At 72.7% G+C, this 16,453-nt stretch carries 15 protein-coding genes; 7 read left to right on the forward strand and 8 right to left on the reverse strand.

Annotated features, from left to right (window positions below; all coding sequences use genetic code 11):
• Nucleotides 1-65 precede the first annotated feature (65 nt).
• Nucleotides 66-1,178 carry a ribosome small subunit-dependent GTPase A gene (gene rsgA, locus ACTWQI_RS14110; RefSeq protein ID WP_443270394.1) on the forward strand — a complete coding sequence of 371 codons (1,113 nt, stop codon included), beginning with the start codon at nucleotides 66-68 and terminating at the stop codon, nucleotides 1,176-1,178.
• Between the two features lie 15 nt (nucleotides 1,179-1,193).
• Here rsgA and ACTWQI_RS14115 read toward each other — a convergent pair whose 3' ends face one another.
• Complete coding sequence (locus ACTWQI_RS14115) at nucleotides 1,194-1,703, reverse strand: MarR family winged helix-turn-helix transcriptional regulator (protein ID WP_443270396.1); 510 nt, start codon at nucleotides 1,701-1,703, stop codon at nucleotides 1,194-1,196.
• Nucleotides 1,704-1,858: 155 nt separating this feature from the next.
• Here ACTWQI_RS14115 and ACTWQI_RS14120 point away from each other — a divergent pair, with 155 nt between their 5' ends.
• On the forward strand, nucleotides 1,859-2,932 hold the full coding sequence (locus tag ACTWQI_RS14120; RefSeq protein WP_443270398.1) for an alkene reductase: 1,074 nt from the start codon (nucleotides 1,859-1,861) through the stop codon (nucleotides 2,930-2,932).
• 26 nt (nucleotides 2,933-2,958) lie between these two features.
• Here ACTWQI_RS14120 and ACTWQI_RS14125 read toward each other — a convergent pair whose 3' ends face one another.
• From ACTWQI_RS14125 to ACTWQI_RS14135, 3 genes are all read right to left on the reverse strand, one after another.
• Entirely contained in the window at nucleotides 2,959-5,307 is a 2,349-nt protein-coding gene (locus ACTWQI_RS14125) for a glycosyl hydrolase family 95 catalytic domain-containing protein (RefSeq protein ID WP_443270400.1), read from the reverse strand.
• A gap of 157 nt (nucleotides 5,308-5,464) precedes the next feature.
• On the reverse strand, nucleotides 5,465-5,947 hold the full coding sequence (locus tag ACTWQI_RS14130) for a DUF456 domain-containing protein (protein WP_443270402.1): 483 nt from the start codon (nucleotides 5,945-5,947) through the stop codon (nucleotides 5,465-5,467).
• Between the two features lie 60 nt (nucleotides 5,948-6,007).
• Nucleotides 6,008-7,012, reverse strand: coding sequence for a helix-turn-helix domain-containing protein (locus ACTWQI_RS14135; RefSeq protein ID WP_443270404.1), 1,005 nt, complete (start codon nucleotides 7,010-7,012; stop codon nucleotides 6,008-6,010).
• Between the two features lie 214 nt (nucleotides 7,013-7,226).
• Here ACTWQI_RS14135 and ACTWQI_RS14140 point away from each other — a divergent pair, with 214 nt between their 5' ends.
• Nucleotides 7,227-8,792: a protein phosphatase 2C domain-containing protein gene (locus ACTWQI_RS14140; RefSeq protein WP_443270406.1), complete on the forward strand. Its 1,566-nt coding sequence runs from the start codon at nucleotides 7,227-7,229 to the stop codon at nucleotides 8,790-8,792.
• Nucleotides 8,793-9,235: 443 nt separating this feature from the next.
• Entirely contained in the window at nucleotides 9,236-9,661 is a 426-nt protein-coding gene (locus tag ACTWQI_RS14145; protein WP_443270408.1) for an ATP-binding protein, read from the forward strand.
• A 42-nt stretch (nucleotides 9,662-9,703) separates the two neighbouring features.
• Here ACTWQI_RS14145 and ACTWQI_RS14150 read toward each other — a convergent pair whose 3' ends face one another.
• Together ACTWQI_RS14150 and ACTWQI_RS14155 are read right to left on the reverse strand one after the other, a co-directional pair.
• Entirely contained in the window at nucleotides 9,704-10,789 is a 1,086-nt protein-coding gene (locus tag ACTWQI_RS14150; protein ID WP_443270410.1) for a DUF2637 domain-containing protein, read from the reverse strand.
• A 216-nt stretch (nucleotides 10,790-11,005) separates the two neighbouring features.
• Nucleotides 11,006-11,842, reverse strand: a complete 837-nt coding sequence (locus tag ACTWQI_RS14155; RefSeq protein WP_443270412.1) for a (2Fe-2S)-binding protein — start codon at nucleotides 11,840-11,842, stop codon at nucleotides 11,006-11,008.
• 118 nt (nucleotides 11,843-11,960) lie between these two features.
• Here ACTWQI_RS14155 and ACTWQI_RS14160 point away from each other — a divergent pair, with 118 nt between their 5' ends.
• The 3 genes from ACTWQI_RS14160 (at nucleotide 11,961) to ACTWQI_RS14170 (ending at nucleotide 13,695) form a co-directional block, all read left to right on the forward strand.
• Nucleotides 11,961-12,917 (forward strand): FCD domain-containing protein, encoded by a 957-nt coding sequence (locus ACTWQI_RS14160; RefSeq protein WP_443270413.1) that lies wholly within the window; start codon nucleotides 11,961-11,963, stop codon nucleotides 12,915-12,917.
• Nucleotides 12,918-12,997: 80 nt separating this feature from the next.
• On the forward strand, nucleotides 12,998-13,258 hold the full coding sequence (locus ACTWQI_RS14165) for a CopG family transcriptional regulator (RefSeq protein WP_443270415.1): 261 nt from the start codon (nucleotides 12,998-13,000) through the stop codon (nucleotides 13,256-13,258).
• The gene (locus ACTWQI_RS14170) at nucleotides 13,255-13,695 is read left to right on the forward strand and encodes a PIN domain-containing protein (protein ID WP_443270416.1); all 441 of its coding nucleotides are present in this window, start codon (nucleotides 13,255-13,257) and stop codon (nucleotides 13,693-13,695) included. The genes ACTWQI_RS14165 and ACTWQI_RS14170 overlap by 4 nt, the downstream gene beginning before the upstream one ends.
• Nucleotides 13,696-13,788: 93 nt before the next feature.
• Here the strand turns inward: ACTWQI_RS14170 and ACTWQI_RS14175 are convergent, their stop codons facing one another.
• Together ACTWQI_RS14175 and ACTWQI_RS14180 are read right to left on the reverse strand one after the other, a co-directional pair.
• The gene (locus tag ACTWQI_RS14175) at nucleotides 13,789-14,583 is read right to left on the reverse strand and encodes a hypothetical protein (RefSeq protein WP_443270418.1); all 795 of its coding nucleotides are present in this window, start codon (nucleotides 14,581-14,583) and stop codon (nucleotides 13,789-13,791) included.
• Between the two features lie 134 nt (nucleotides 14,584-14,717).
• A complete protein-coding gene (locus tag ACTWQI_RS14180; protein ID WP_443270724.1) occupies nucleotides 14,718-16,421 on the reverse strand; it encodes a PucR family transcriptional regulator in 1,704 nt (567 codons plus the stop codon).
• Nucleotides 16,422-16,453 lie beyond the last annotated feature (32 nt).

Here is a 16,453-nt window from a genome sequence, read left to right on the forward strand (position 1 = left end):
CTCCGCGGGCCTCGCGCCCGGTCGGCGCGCTCAGCCGGGACCACCCCTTTCGAAGGGCCATCCCGTTGAACGAGTTCACCGCCGCGCACCTGCTCGCCCCCTACGGCTGGGACGAGGGGTTCGACGCGGACTTCACCCCGTACGCCGCCGCCGGGCTGGTGCCCGGCCGGATCGTCCGTGTGGACCGCGGCCGCTGTGATGTCGTCGCCGCTGACGGCGTGCACATCGTGACCGTACGGGCGGACGCCGCCGCCGCCGTGTGGTCGAGAGATCCGGTGCGGATCGTCTGCACCGGCGACTGGGCGGCGCTCGACCTCGGCGAGCTGGTCGTACGGTCGCTGCTGCCGCGCCGCACCGCCTTCGTCCGCTCCACGTCCTCCAAGCGGTCGGAGGGTCAGATCCTCGCCGCCAACGTCGACCACGCGATCATCGCCGTCTCGCTCGCGGCCGAGCTCGACCTCGGCCGGATCGAGCGATTCCTCGCCCTGGCTTGGGAGAGCGGCGCGCAGCCGGTGGTCGTGCTCACCAAGGCCGACCTGGTGCCCGACCGGGCGGGTCTGTCGTATCTCGTCGCCGATACGCAGGCGGTGGCGCCCGGAGTCGACGTGCTGCCGGTCAGCGCGTCCACGGGCGAGGGCCTGGATGTGCTGACCGCTCTCCTCCGCCAGGGCACGGCGGTCCTCCTCGGCCAGTCGGGGGCGGGGAAGTCCACCTTGGCCAACGCCCTGCTGGGCGAGGAGTTCCAGGCCGTCCAGGCCACGCGGGACGCCGACGGCAAGGGCCGGCACACCACCACGACCCGCGATCTGCTGCCGCTGCCCGGAGGTGGCGTCCTCATCGACACCCCAGGGCTACGCGGGGTCGGGCTGTGGGACGCCGAGGCCGGCGTCACGCAGGTCTTCGCCGAGATCGAGGACTTGGCCGAGGCGTGCCGGTTCCCCGACTGCTCCCACACCGTCGAGCCGGGGTGTGCCGTGCTCGAGGCGGTCGACGGCGGAGCGCTACCGGAGCGGAGGCTGGAGAGCTACCGCAAACTGCTGCGGGAGAACGCGCACATCGCCGCCCGCACCGACGCCCGGCTGCGGGCGGAGCTCCGGCGCGGCTGGAAGCAGAAACAGGCCCTGGGCCGGCACATGATGGAGCGCAAACGCGGCCCGCGCCCCCAGGGCGGGTCGTAGCCCGCCGGGTACGGCTCAGGGGGTCTCCACCGGCCCGGCTGCCGGCCCGGTGGCGGCACCCAGGGACTGATCACGCCCGACGGCCCGGCAGAGGTTCGCCTCCAGGCGGCCGAGCAGCCGCTCGGCCGCCTGCCGCTCCTTCTCGCCCAGACCGTCGAGCGTGGTGGCTTCCAACTCCTCCCACGCCGCGGTGACCTGGGCGCGCAGCGCCATGCCCGCGGGCGTGGGCTCGACGATCATGGACCGCCGATCGCCCGGGTCCGGGCAGCGGCGGACGAACCCGGACTGCTCCAGCCGCTGCACCATCCGGGTCAGCGTCGAGGCGTCCTGGTCGAGAACGCGCATGAGCTCGCTCTGCCGCTGCCGCCCCGTCTCCCACAGCCGCATCATCAGAACTTCCTGTCCGGCGTGCAGGCCGAAGCTGCGTAGCAACTGCCCGGCGAGCAGCCGGTGCAGCCGGGCCACCCGGAAGATCGCCCGGCTGACCGGACCCGCGGGCTCCGCCCCGCACGCTGCCCATGTCATGGCCGTCTCCTTCCCTTCACAGCCCATTATCCTGCCCGGCCAATGAAATGCGCCGATCAGACCTCAGTAGCCGGGAATAGCACACGGCAGGCCCTTTGTTGCCCGAGCAAGCAAGTCGCTGACCTGCATCTGCATACCGTGACCAGGAGCCTCACATGACGATCGCCTTCGACCCGATCGACCTCGCCGGCCTTCCCCTGAAGAACCGGATCGCCATGGCCCCGATGACCCGCAACCGCGCGGACGCCCCTGGGGCCGCCCCGACCGCCTCCATGGCCGAGTACTACGCCCAGCGGGCCTCCGCCGGACTGATCGTCACGGAGGGCATCCAGCCCTCGGTGGTCGGCCAGGGCTATCCCAACACTCCGGGACTGCACAGCGACGAACAGGTCGAGGCCTGGAGCAAGGTCACCGACCGGGTGCACGCTGCGGGCGGGCGGATCTTCGCCCAGCTGATGCATGCCGGCCGGATCGGCCACCCGAGCCTGCTGCCCGACGGCCTGACCCCCGTTGGCCCCTCGCCGATCGCCGCGAAGGGCCAGGTCTTCACCTCGGACGGCCTGCAGGACTTCGTCACACCCAAGGAGCTGACGGAGGACGAGATCCTGCGGACCATCACCGACTACGCATCAGCCGCGCGCAACGCGGTGGCCGCCGGGTTCGACGGAGTGGAGCTGCACGGGGCCAACGGATATCTGCTGCACCAGTTCCTGGCCACCGGCACCAACCGGCGCACCGACCGCTGGGGCGGCTCCCTGGACGGCCGCCTCCGGATGGTCGTCGAGACGGCCCGAGCGGTCGCCGAGGCCATCGGCGCGCACCGCACCGGTCTGCGGATCTCTCCCGGGAACCCCTTCAACGACATCTCCGAGGACGGGGTCGAGGAGACCTACGGTGCGCTGGTCGAGGCGGTCGACTCGGTCGGCCTGGCGTATCTGCACCTGTTGGAGAGCTCGGACCGCACGCTGACGAACAGCCTCCGCAAGAACTTCTCCGGCACGTTCGTGCTCAACCCCCACACCCCGGAGCGGGTGACAGGAGAGGCGGAGCTGGCCCTGATCGAGGACGGCACGGCGGACATCATCTCCTTCGGCGCCCTCTTCCTGGCCAACCCCGATCTCCCGGCCAGGCTCGCGGCGGGAGGGCCGTACAACACGCCGGATCCGGCCACCTTCTACGGCGGCGACGACCGGGGCTACACCGACTACCCGGCCCTCGCACCGGCGTAGTCCGCGCGGCATCGCGCCGAGCGGGCTCAGCCCGGCAGTCCCCAGCGCGGGGCGGGCTCGTTCGGCGCGACCGGCTCGATGCGCATCGGAGGCCGGTCGCCCTCCGCCGTGATCAGCGCCGTTCGCCCCTTGCGCAGGGCGATGCGGATCGCACCGCCGCCCGCATCCTCGTACGGGACCGGGCGCCCGTCCTCATCCCGCACCTCGGTCGCGCCCGGGATCCCATGCCGTACGACGCAGGGTGCACCGGCCTCGCTGCGCAGCCGCACCCACCGGGTGCGCCCCGCCTCACGGGCCGCGCTGAGCAGGAAAGCGCCCTGGGTGCGGAAGTCGTGCACGACGAGATCGCGCCACGCCGCGGGAACGGCCGGGAAGACCCGGATCACATCGCCCCAGCTCTGGCAGACCATGTCGTGCAGCGACTGGGCGGCGGACAGCGGGGTCTCGATGACCGGACCCGACTCCTTGTACATGGTGTTGGGCTGGATGAAGCGGCGCATCAGCTCGCCGAGATAGTTGATCGCGTCCTCGCCCCGCCCCATCTGCGCGGACATCGAGGCCGCGCCGGTGAAGGTGTAGCCCTGCAGCGCGCCTTCGAAGCCGACCCAGTGGTTCAGCGAGGTCTCGATCAGCTTCCACTGCGACGGGTCTTCCCAGGTCACCTCGTACAGCGGATAGACGGCCAGCAGATGGGAGTAGTGGCGGTGCGACTTGGCGAAGGGCACCCCGGCTCCGATCATGAAGCCGTTCTCGTCGACGGGGTACGGCGTGAGCTTGGTGAGGACCTCGCGCCAGCGCGGGGCCTTCGGGTCGTCGATGCCGAGCGTCCTGGCCGCTTCGAGCAGGGTGGTACAGCCCCAGCGCAGCAGCTGCAGGTCGTAGTTGCAGTCGGGGGCGTCCACGCCGTACTCGGGCGAGAAGGTCTTGGGCAAGTGCAGCTTCCCGTCCGAACCCGGCTCCAGGAAGTGCAGGTAGTAGTTGATCGCCTTGCGCAGGAGCGGGAAGAGGGTGTCGCGGAGGACGGACTGGTCCATGGTGTGGCGGTAGCTGAGCCAGACGTTGTGCAGCGCCCAGGTGAGGTTGCCGACCTCGGGGGTCGGGGGGTTGCGGCCGGGGATGCCGACCGCATAGCCGCCGTTCGCCGCGTTCCCGCCGTTCTGCAGATGGATGTCGGTCGTCCGGGGGATGCCCGCGGAGTCCTTGCGATAGGGGGTGTCGAGCTGGCTGGAGAGGTTCTCCCGGTACTCGCTCAAGGCCCGGGTCACGGCGTCGAGTTCCAGGTGGTTGGAGCCGTGGATCAGCCAGTACTCGAGCTGGACGTTGAGATTCCACCAGGTGGCGGGCCAGGGGGTGGGCTCCAGCCAGGGACCGCAGGTCGCCATGACGGGCGCGTCCGCGCGGGCCGCCGCCGCGACCTTGTAGAGCTGGATCCAGTAGAAGCGCTGCAGCCGGGCGTCCGGAACGGACAGGAAGCTCTTCCGGTAGTACTGGTGCCACCAGGGGCGATGCGTATCGGCCAGCGCGTCGTACGGCAGGGCGGCGGCGCTCCGTACGGCCTTCACGGCGCGGTCGCGCGCGGTCGTCGCGGGGTGGGAGTGCGCCACGGCCGCGACCAGGGTGCGCCGGCTGCCCCGCTGCCGCTCCTGCCAGGCCGTCGCATGCTGTCCGCCGGCGTGCAGCGGCTGGACGGCGGCGGTGGCGCCGGCGTGCTGCTCGATGCGGGCCGGCGGATTGGCCGTGTAGCCCTCGGGCAGCGGTTTGAAGGCGGCGCGCGGGCTGATCGCCTCGGCGGGGTGGAAGGCCCAGCGGTGGTCGCGCTCTCCGCCGGTCGTGGTGGTTTCCACCACCAGGACGGAGCGGGTGTTGTGGATCAGCGCGCGCAGGGTGAGCGTGCCGGCGTCGGTGGTGATCGTGCCGGTGAGTTCGGCGTCGTGGAGGCGGAGCCGCCAGTCGACCGCGGTGATGGTGCCGACGGGCTCCAGGGTGAAGTGGCCGATCGGCAGCCGGGCGAGGCCGAAGAGCGAGCCGAATTCGGGGCGGTGGTCCTGAACTTCGCTGTGCTGGACGTTGAACCGGATCGCGTTCTTTCCGGGCTCGGCGTAGATGCCGGAGCCGAGCAGGGCGTTGCCGAGATACGGGCCCTCGTACCAGGTGGCGGGCAGTCTTTCCCAGACCATGTCGGCGTCGTCGAGGACGCGGCGCCAGACGTCCTCCTCGCGGATGGCCGCCGGAGCCATCAGGGCCGTGGCGGGCGCGGCGACGGCCTGCCGGTCCTGGGAGCCGAGGGCGAGGGCACTGCCGAGGGCGGTGCCGGTGGCGAGGACGGCCCGTCTGCTGGGACTGGGGGACGGGGACGGTTCGCCGACGGTGACCATGCTGCCTCCCAGGGCTGCTCGTTCCAGGATTCATCCGAGCTATCTGCCGTCGGAAGGTAGAGATGGCGGAGGTGATCGTCAACAGTGGCGGAGAGGTCCGATCAGTGATCGGGCGGTGGATCCGACTTCAGTACTCCGACCCGAACTGCGCGAGGCCTCAGCCGGCGATCACCGCACCCGTCCAGATCCCCACGACGACCAGGCAGGCGAAGAGCTCGATCAGCACGGCCAGGCCGATCGCCCGCATCGCCGTGCGCGTCGACGTCCAGGCGTTGCCGTGGCTGCCCAGGCGCACCCGCTCGGCGCCGTAGAGGCCCGCCACGAAGCCGATCACCGCCCCCACCACGGGCAGCAGGAAGAAGCCCGCCACACCGGCCGCCCCACCGATGTAGAGGGTGCGCCACGGAATCCCCGCCTCCTTCATCCGGCGGGCCGGGAGCAGCCACTTGAGCGCCTGGTTGAGTAGCAGCACTGCGGACGCGACGATCAGCACCCACCAGGCGGTCGCGGTCTTCTCGGTGAACGACCACCACAGCACCCCGGACCAGACGACCGGAGGGCCCGGCACCCCCGGGACCAGCACGCCGAGGAGACCGAGCAGCATCACCAGTCCCACTGCGACCAGTTGCCAGGTCTCCATGGCCCCAGCGTGCCGGAAGGTGTCCGACCGCGCTTCCGGAGCGAGCTGGCCCGGGCGCGGTCAGGACCGGCCGGTCCGGCGGTCCTCCCGCGCCACCCAGCCGAGCTCGTACGCGTGCCACCCCAGCTGCAGCCGGGTCGCCACACCGGTCAGTTCCATGAGCCGCTTCACCCTGCGCTGCACGGTGCGCAGCCCCAGGTCCAGTTGCTTGGCGACGCTCGCATCCGTCAGCCCCGCCAGCAGCAGCGACAGAATCTCCAGGTCGACGCCGTCCGGACCGTCCGGCCCGTCCTCGTACGGCGCCCCGTCCGTGCCCAGGCGCAGCGGCAGCGCCTCCCGCCACACACTCTCGAACAACCCCATCAGGGACTCCGTCAGCCCGCGGGCGTGCACGACGAGCGTGGCGGGCTCGCCGGCCCGGTGCGTGAGCGGGACCATCGCGGTCGCGCGGTCCGCGATCAGCAGTTTGGTCGGCACCCGGTCGATCACCCGCACCTGCTCACCCCGGCCGAGTGCCCTCTGAAGCTCGGCGATCCCGGACGGGCCGGTCAGCACCTCGCGCTCGAGCACCACGCGGTACCGGACGCCGCGGCGCGTGGCCTGCTCCTCGGCGTGGTTCTCCGCGCCGGTCACGGCCGTCGGCGCGCCGGCGACGAGGGCACACACCTCCTCGGTCGCGCCGAGCTGCAGCTGGAGGAACCGGTGGGCGACGGCGCTGGCGCCCTGCACGACCTCCACGAGGTCGTGCGCCTCGGACTCCGTGGCCTCGGCGCGGTACTCCTCGGCGAGCAGCGCCGCTGCCAGCTCGGCCTGCTCCAGCTCATGACGGTGCCTGGTGAGCAGCGCGCCGAGCGCGACGGCGGGTGGCGCGGCCACCCATCGGTCCGGGCCGGCGGAGGACTGGGCGGCCAGTCCCCGGCGCTCCAGCCTGCGCAGCGTGCGGACCGCCTCCTCCTCCGGCAGGGTCAGCCGGTGCGCGAGGTCGGAGACCTTGGCGGCGCCGAGACCTACCAGTGCGCGGTACGCCGACTCCTGCACTTCGTCCAGCCCGATCGCAGTCAGCATCTGACTCCCCCTGCCTGGCCCTCGAGACGGTGGTGGTCGGTGTCGGCGGAAATCGGCCAGGCACACACCGCCGCCGGACATCATCCCCGTATCACGGGTCACTCTGCCAAGGTGTCTGCACCGCAGTACAGGCCGGAGATCCGGGCATGCGGGACACCTCGGCGGTTCTCCCGGGCGCCCTTCCCCCCTGGGCGTGGGGCGGGACAATAACGGCATGAGCCAGCAGGGGGAGCGGAGTGGCCACGAGGACGACTGGTGGCGGGAGTTGTACGACGAGCGGACGTCGGACACGGGGCCCGCCGCCGCGGCGGACTCACTGGACGACCGCTTCGACTCGGCCGCACGGGCGGTCGGCCGGGCGGACCCCACCGAGCCCGACCCCGCGCAGCGCGTGGCGGAGGAGGGGGAGTGGTGGCAGGGCTCGCCCGGCCTCCCCGACACCTCACCCGCGGGACCGGCCCCTGAGGAGTGGCCGGAGCCGACCTGGAGCCCGCGCGGCCGGGCCGACGCGGACGATGACTCCCGTGCGGAGCCGTCCCCAAGCCCCCGCACCGGACGCCCGATCCCCGGCGCCCGTACCCCCTGGGAGCCACCGTCCACCTCCGAAGGTCCAGGCCCACAGCCGTACTCCCCGCCGACCGGGCAGCGCCCCTCCGGCACCACGGAGCGGTTATCAGACCTCTCGGCGGACGAGCCGGAGCAGGATCTCCCCGCCGGCGGGCGGGGCGCCGTCGAGTCGCGGGAGTCCGGCTCGCCGCCCGGCACCTTGGACGGGCCGCGACCGCCGCAGGAGGGGGAGTTCGTCGGGGACCGGCCGCCCACGTACGAGGCGGAGCCGGTCGCGCTGCCCGTCGCCGATCCGCAGGATCTGGGCGCCCTCGTGCCCGACACCGTGCTCGATGGAGCCCGGTACGGCTCGGTCACGTTGCGGGCGGCGTCCCTGCGCGGAGATTCCGCCCGCTACCGCGGGGAGCCCCGCCGCGATGCGCTGCTCATCGCCCGGTTCGGCAGCGGGGAGCGCGCGCTGCTGCTGACCGCCGTGGCCAGCGGGGCGCGGGCCGCGACGGGGGCGCACCGGGCCGCGGCGGACGCCTGCCGCTGGATCGGCTCCGCCGTCGGCCGCAGCCACGCCCGGCTCGCCGAGGACATACGGGCCGGCCGGCGCGGCCCGCTCAAATCCGGGCTGCACCGGCTCACCGACCGTTCTTACGGCCGACTGCGCGCCCGGGCGGCAGAGCTCGGCCTGGACTCCGCCGAGTACTCCGCCACCCTGCGCTGTCTGCTGACCCCGGCCGACTCCGGGTGCCGTACGCGGGTGTTCTTCGGCATCGGAGAGGGCGGTCTGTTCCGCCTGCGGGACGGGGCCTGGCAGGACATCGAGCCTGCCGTCCCGGACGATGCGGAATACGGCGAACCGGTCGCCGGACACGGTTCCGCGCTGTCGGGCGACGATCGCCTCACCGTCGACCTCGGCAGCATGCCGCCATCCTCCCCCACGGCCGCCGACGCGGGTGGTACCCCCACGGACAGCCCGCGGCCCTCGCCGCACGCCGAGCCCTTCCGCTTCCGCGAGACGGTCGCCCGCCCGGGGGACACCCTGCTGCTGTGCAGCAGCGGCCTGGCCGAACCGCTGCGCGGCGAGCCCGCCCTCGCCGGACTCCTCGCCGAGCGCTGGGCCGCCGCCGACCCGCCGGGCCTCGTCGCATTCCTCGCCGATGTGCAGCTGCGCGCCAAGGGATACGCGGACGACCGTACGGCCGCCGCCGTCTGGGAGCGGTGACGCGGGGGAGGAGGAAGGCGGACTGGACGCCCATGGAGAGGCGCCCATGAACAGGCGCGACCGGGAGGTCCATCCGCGCCAAAATCCATAACCGTCCACATTCCTGACGCGAAGACAGCGAGCTACCTCCCCCTGGGGGTACCACCCGGGCCGTCAGGCCCAGGGGGACTACCGCTGGGGGTGCCCCCAGGGTGCCCCCAGCGCGCGGAGTCCGTGCGCCGTACGGGTGGAACGGACGCTCCGGCGACGTGCTCGGGTGCTACAGGTGGAATGTCCTGATTGTCGACTGTTGTGCCAGCGGGGTCACCCGCAGCGACCGTCCTCCCCTGATGCCCGGCACTGTTCTCCCGGCGGTGCCGGGCATTGCCGTGCGTGAACGGGGCATGCATGAGCGTGAACCAGTTCGACTGGTTCGGACCGATTCGAGCAACGGGGCGGGGTGGATGGCGCAGCAGCGCGTGGAGTCCGTACTGAGCAGACGTCTGAGGCACTCGGACCTGACGGCGGTGTCGGAGGTGCGCGCGGCACTGCGCGAACTGCTCCGGTGTCAGGCATGGGGGGAGCGGGACCAAGCCGATGTCGCCGAGCTGCTCATCAGCGAGCTGGTGACCAATGCCCTGGTCCACACCGATCAGGGCGCGGAAGTGACGGCGACCCTCGTCCGCGGCCGGATGGCCCAGGCGGCGTACCGGCTCCGGGTCGAGGTCCGCGACTTCGTGACCCGGCGGCCGGTACCGCGCAAGTCGGGTGGGGAAGCCACGGGTGGCAGGGGCCTGCTGCTCGTGCAGTCGCTGGCGGACGCCTGGGGTGTCCGGCCACAAGGGACGGGCAAGGTCGTGTGGTTCGAGCTGGAGGGCGGGCCGGCCTGACGGCGTGGGAGCCGGGCCGGGCCCGCCGCCCGGGTCAGCGGTTCAGCCGAATTGCTGCTCGAGGTCCTTGAGTTTGCGTTCCAGGGAGTCGAGCCGGGGGATCGTCAGCGTGTCGTCCTCGGCGGTGAGGTCGACGGTCCGCGGCCGGTCCTGCCGGCCGCCGTTCTCGTCGTCACCTCCGCTCAGGGCCTGGAGAGCCGGACGTGAGTGCGTGGGAAGTGCTCCCTGCTCCGATGGCGGCGTCAGGCGTCCCGCTATGGCAGGTTCCGCGCCGACCTGGGCGGAGGGCTGGGTCAGTCCCGGCGCGTCCACTTGGCGCCCGCCGCGGGCCCGGCCCCACATCCGGTGCTGCCGGTTGAGGGCCCTGATCTTGGCTCGCTCCAACTTCTCCTGGTCGCGCCGGTGATGGCGGCGCTGCTCCTTCTGCTGCCGGTCCTCGCGCACGTCCTCCACGGCTTCGTCCAGCGACCGTACGCCCTCCAGGAGCATCAGCGACCAGGCGGCGAAGGTCTCGCGAGGCGCGCGCAGCCACCGGACCACCCGGATCTGCGGCAGCGGCCGGGGTACGAGCCCCTGCTCGCGCAGCGCCGATCTGCGGGTCTGCTTCAGCGCCCGGTCGAAGAGGACGGCGGCAGAGAGTGACATGCCGGCGAAGAACTGCGGGGCGCCGTCGTGGCCCAGGCCCCTGGGCGCGTGGACCCAGTTGAACCAGGCGGCCGCACCGGCGAAGAGCCACACCAGCAACCGCGATCCGAGCGCCGCGTCGCCGTGGCTCGCCTCGCGCACGGCGAGCACGGAGCAGAACATGGCGGCGCCGTCGAGGCCGAACGGGACGAGATACTCCCAGCCGCCGGAGAGGTTGAGGTTCTGCCGCCCGAAGCCGACCAGCCCGTGGAAGGAGAGTGCGGCGGCGACCGCGGCGCAGCAGAACAGCAGGGCGTAGGAGGCGGTGCCGTAGACAGCCTCCTTCCGTCGTCGGCGCTCCTCGCTGCGTTCCCAGGTGTCGGAGGCCGCACCGTCCTCCGCGGTGCGGCGACCGCGGGTGAGGACCACCACCGCCACCAGCATGCCGGCGAGCAGCACCATGCCCGGAAGGAGCCAGCTCAGCGATATGTCGGTCAGTGTCATCGGCGCCCCTCGCCTCGTTTTGCGTCACGCTCTGCCGTGTGGTCCGGCACTGTCGGCGTCATCTTGGCGGAATCCGTCCTTGTGCCAAGGGGTTTCGGCGCAAGTGGACGCCAAGGGAGGCCGGGTGCGTGCGATGAGGACCGAACGGTTCGAACTCCCATAAGGAGACAGGGAGTTGTGTTCGACCCCGAGGCGCGGGGGCGTGGGTTCGGGGGCTCAGTTCGCGGTGATCCGTGCGATGCGATCGGCGTCGCAGGTGCGCGGGCAGGTCACGCAGGTGTCCTCGGGGCGCAGCGTGTAGAACAGGCAGCAGCTGGCCCGGTCGCGGGTCGGCAGCGCCTCGCCGTTCGGTCCGGTCAGCTCCCGGAAGGCGGCCGCTCCGACGTAAGGCGCCGTGGAGCCCGGCAGGAGCCGCTCCAATTCGGACATGGCGCGGCGCTCTTCGCCGAGCAGCTGCCCGACGTACCACAGGCCCTCGACGATCTCGTCCGTCACCATGCCCCACAGGGCTCGCGGTCCCCGCCGCATCCGTGGCCGGAAGCCCTCAAGCACCGGCGCGAGATGCTCGGCCACCGCCTCCCGCACCTCGGCCCGCAGGGCGTCCTCGTCGGGTACGACCCGGGAGTTCGGCAGCGCGGCGGCCGGGTCGTCCGGCAGACAGGCGACGTCCCGGATCCGCGCGGTCACCCGTCCCAGGGCGCGCTGGAAGGACACCTGGCCGGCCGGGAGCCTGGGCACGCGGCGCAGCAGGAACCAGGGGACGGTGATCAGCAGGCAGGCGGGCCAGGCGTACCGGTGCAGTCCGAAGGTCGCGACGACATCCGGCCGGGCCTGCTGCCCGTAGTCCCGCAGCACTTGCGCGTTGTCCCAAGCCAGGAAGGCGTCGAGGGCGGGGCCACCCGCGGCCAGCTCTGTCGCCCGGACCCAGCCTCCGCCGGAGCGCGGCGGCTCCTCGGTCACCCGCAGCTCGGGGAGGGCCTCCGCCAGCCGGGCGTACGCCGCGGCGACGGGTGAGGAGGCTGGGGCGGCCGGAGCGGCCGTTGCGGAGGGCATGCGGAACCACCGATCGGCGATCGTTAGCAGGTTAGCCTTACCTTACCCGATGTGATCGAGGTTTGACCTGCGCCGGGGGCGGCCTATCGTTCTGCAGAACGTGCGAGAGAGGACCGCGATGAAGCAGGCAAGAGCCGAGGTTCCTCGTCCGCGTTCGCGGACGGGTACGCGCGTGCCCGCACCGGAAGAAGGCCGGGCAGAGGAACCGTCTTCGGCGTCTGAGCGTTCCGGGGCGGGGGCTTCCCGGGAGGTGCATTCGGCGCCGGGGGTGCGGGCGGCAGCCATGGATGGGGTGCCCCAAGGGTTCCGGGCAGATGAGGCGGCGCGCGGCGAGCACGGCCACAGCGAGCCTCCGGCTCCCCTGCTGCCCTCCGGTCCCGCCCGTCCGGCGAGGACCGCAGGGGCACCGGGGCCCACGGTCCCGGCTCCCGCGACCCCGCGTAGGGTGCCGCGGCGCCACTCCGTCCGCGGACAGGTTCTCGTCGCACTGCGCGAGGCCCTGGTGGGCGGCGAGCTGACCCCTGGCGAGGTGTACTCCGCGCCCGCGCTCGCCGAGCGGTTCGGGGTGTCGCCGACCCCCGTGCGCGAGGCGATGCAGCAGCTCGCCGCCGAGGGCGCCGTCGAGGTCGTCCCCAACCGCGGCTTCCGCGTGGCGCAGCGCAGCGCCCGCGATCTCGAAGAGCTGGCCGAGGTGCGGGCGCTCATCGAGGTGCCCGTCATGCTCGCACTGGCCGGCACGGTCCCGGCCGAGCGGTTCGAGCAGCTGCGTCCGCTCGCCGCGGACTCCGTCGCCGCCGCGGCGCGCGGTGACCGCGTCCGCTACGCCGAATGCGACCAGGCCTTCCACCGCGCACTGCTCTCCCTCTCCGGCAACCGCCAACTCGCTCTGATCGGTGATGAGTTGCATCGCCGGGCGCAGGCGCCGGTGGGCGTGGGCTCCATCGTCCGCGCCGCCGATCTGCTGGCCGACGCGGCCGAGCACACCGCGCTGCTCGACGCGCTGGCCGCGCGGGACCTGGCGGTCGTCGAGCAGTTGGTCCGCGAGCACTTCACGGGCGCCCGCCGCACGCGCTGACCCCGCTCGGCCGGGCCGAGTGCAGCGACAGCCAGACAAGAGTTCATACATCAGTCTGGTACATACGCTACTCTTGGTACATGTCGATGAAGCGCACCAACGTCTACGCCGACCCGGAAGACCTCGCCATCATCAAGGAAGCGGCGAAGCGTCGCGGGATCAGCGAAGCCGAGATCATCCGCCAGGGGATTCACCTCGCTGCCATGGCCAATCGCGTCTGGGACGAGCCCCTGTTCTCCCGCACCTTCGCAGGCCACGGCCGCACGCCCACCAAGGACGACGTGCGTGGCGCCGTGGCGGATGCGGTCCAGCGCGAAACCGAATCCGGAACCGCTGCGTGATCGTCGTTGTCGACACCTCCGGTCTCCTGGCCGCGCTCGACTCCGCACACCCCGAGCACCGGGCGGCAAATGAAGCGATCATGGGCGCCGGGCTCCTCGTCATGTCCCCTGTGCTGCTTGCCGAGATCGACCACGTCGCCACGCGTGAACTCGGCCGCGAGGCAGCAGTCAGCGCGATCGACGACATCCGGCACTGGATGCGCAGGGGCCGCATCGTCGTACCGGAGATCACAGAGGACCACCTTGGGGCCGCGCAGTCCGTGCGTGCCCGCTACAACGGGCTCGACCTCGATCTTGCGGATGCCGTGAACGTCGCCTTGGCTGCCGACTACGACACCGATGCGGTCCTCACTCTCGACCGCCGAGACTTCCGGGCCGTGCGCCCCCTCGGTCGTCACCAGGCCTTCCGGGTCCTGCCCGACGATCTCCCGCTCTGACACCGCAGCCTGAACCGCTCACCACGGAGCCGGCCGCCCGCAGGCGAGCCGCTGGCTCCGCGCCGCACGGGCATCGCGGGAAGCGGCTTCGGCCTACGCCACGACCCCCCGCGGAGCCGGGGGTTCCAGTTGAGGGGCCAACCAGGTCGGGATGGAGCCCAGGAGGCGGAAGAGGCGGGCCGCCTCCGCACGCAGCCGGGAGGCTTCGGGCTCCGGCTCGGCCTCCGCGAGGGCCGCCAGTGCCGGGGCCGTACCGATGAGGTAGCCCAACTCCTCTCGGATGCGCAGGGATTCCGCGAACCCGTGCCGGGCCTCGGCCAGCTCCCCTTCGCGCAGCGCCAGCCCTGCCAGGTGCCGCCAGGTGAACGAACACAGCAGTAGGTCGCCCTGGGCGGTGGCCCCCGCGTGGGCGCGGCGATAGGCCGCCTGCGCGGCCTGCGGGGTGTCCGAGAGGTGTTCCGCGATCAGGCCGCGCCGGAAGTCCAGCAGCGGTCGCCCGGGCGCGGTGGGGGCGACCAGCGCCGCGGCCCTGCCGAGCGCGGCGCGCGCCTCGTCGGCCCGGTCGCGGACCCCGAGCACCGTGGCCGCGTACGCGAGATGGCCCCGCTCACAGGCCGCCGCGCCGCGCTCGTCGGCGGAGCCCGCCACCGCCTCCGCCGCGCGCAGCGCCTCTTCGGCCTCGGCCCATCCGACGGCGGTGAACAGACAGCGCTCGACGAGCAGGGCGGCCCGCTGCAACGACAGCGAGGGGTCGCCCGCGGCGTGCGGCGCGAGCAGCGCCGCCGCGTCGTCCCAGCACCCGCGCGACCGCAGTCGCCATACGGCGACCCGGCGCGGATGGTGCCGGTCCTCCCCCTCGACTGACTCCGGCCGTCCCGAATGTGACATGGCGGTATCCGCCACATTCCCTCCCCTTGCGCGCGCCGTCGAGCCCTAGGTCGTGGGCGAATCTCAGCACGGATTCCGTCGCACAGCCAAGGGGGACGAGTGAACGGATTCACAAACCACCGGGAGAGCGACGCTCAACTCATCCGGAGCGCCAGGAAGAAATCCAGTTTGTCCTCCAGCCGCGACAGATCACGCCCCGTCAGCTGCTCGATCCGCCCCACCCGGTACCGCAGCGTGTTCACATGGAGGTGCAGCCGCGTCGCGCAGCGGGTCCAGGAGCCGTCGCAGTCCAGGAACGCCTCGAGCGTCGGGATCAGCTCCGCCCGGTGGCGCCGGTCGTAGTCCCGCAGCGGATCCAGCAGCCGGGCCGTGAAGGCGCGGCGCACATCGTCCGGGACGAAGGGCAGCAGGAGGACGTGCGAGGCCAGCTCCTGGTGTCCCGCCGCGCAGACCCGGCCGGGCCGCGCCGCCGCGACCCGGCGGGCGTGCCGGGCCTCCTCGAGCGCGCCGCGCAGCCCCTCCGCGGAGTGCACCACCGCGCTGACACCCAGGGTCAGCCGCCCGTCGCCGTCCAGTCCACGGCTCAGCGGCCCGCCGACCGCCGTCAGCAGCTCGTCGGCCTGCAGACCCGCCACGGAGGTGCCGTCGGTGGTGTCGACCGACGGCAGCGGTACCAGCGCGATCGCCTCGTCCCCGGTGTGCGCCACCGCGATCCGGTCCGACGGCTCCGGCTCCTCCGCCTGCGGGTCGACCAGGATCTCTTCGAGGAGCGACTGGGTGACCGGGCCGGAGTCGATGTCGCCGTCCTCCCACTCGACCCGGCCCACGACCACCTGCCAGTGCGGCGTGCTGCCCAGCCCCGGCAGCAGCACGGGAGCGGCGACCCGCAGCCGGGCCGCGACCTCGGCGGGCGGCGCCGCGGTGTGCAGCAGCTCCAGCACCTCCTGAGCCAGCCGGCGCCGCACCGTACGGGCCGCGTCGCGGCGGTCGCGCTCCACCGCGATCAGCTGGGTGACGCCCTGCAGCAGGTCGAGCCGCTCGGCCGGCCAGTCTCCGGCGTCCGCCTCGACGGCCAGCAGCCAGTCCGAGAGCACCGTCTCGCGCACGTCCCGGGAGCCCGGAGCGGCCCGGCCACCGCCCGCCGCCGGATGCTGCCCCCCGCTGCGGATCGGGAAGAGTGAGTACGTGCCACCCCCGGTGATGTGCCGGAACGGCGCGCGCCGACCGGTGCGGGTCGCCGCCAGATGCTCCCCCGCCAGGGCGGCGCACGCCTCCGGCGGCAGCTGGTGTCCGGGGTCGGTCAGGCCCGATCCCGCGATCTGCCGGCCGGTGGGCGAGAGCACCCACGCGCGCAGATCGAGGTCGCTGCCGAGCAGGTCGAGCACCACTTCGGGGCCGCCGCCCGCGGGCCCGGAGGTCATCAGCCTGCGGTGCCGGTCCACGACCGCCGCCAGATCCCCGGCGCGCTCGCCGGAGACCTGGCGCACCACATGCTCGGTGATGCTGGCGAAGGCCACGGACTCGTGGACGGCGAACAGCGGCAATCGGTTGCGGGCGCAGGCCACCACCAGGTCGTCGGGGATCGCTCCCAGCTCGGCCTCGCCCGCCGCGAGCCCCGCGACCCCCGCCTGGGCGAGGATCCGGACGAACCGCTCGGAGTCCTCCGGCTTACGGCGCCAGGCGAGGCCGGTCAGCACCAGCTCGCCGCCCGACAGATAGCGGCTGGGATCGCGCAGATCGGTGGTCATCACGCCACGCACGGTGCGGTCGAGCTCGTCCTCGCCGCTGAGCAGCCGCAGGCCCAGGGCATCGGTCTCCAGGAGTGCGCGCAGCCGCATCTCGTCGCCGCCGATCTGTCGTGTGCTACCGG

The sequence above is a fragment of the Streptomyces sp. KR80 genome (genome assembly GCF_052245555.1).
In the GTDB taxonomy this organism is placed as follows: Bacteria; Actinomycetota; Actinomycetes; order Streptomycetales; family Streptomycetaceae; genus Streptomyces.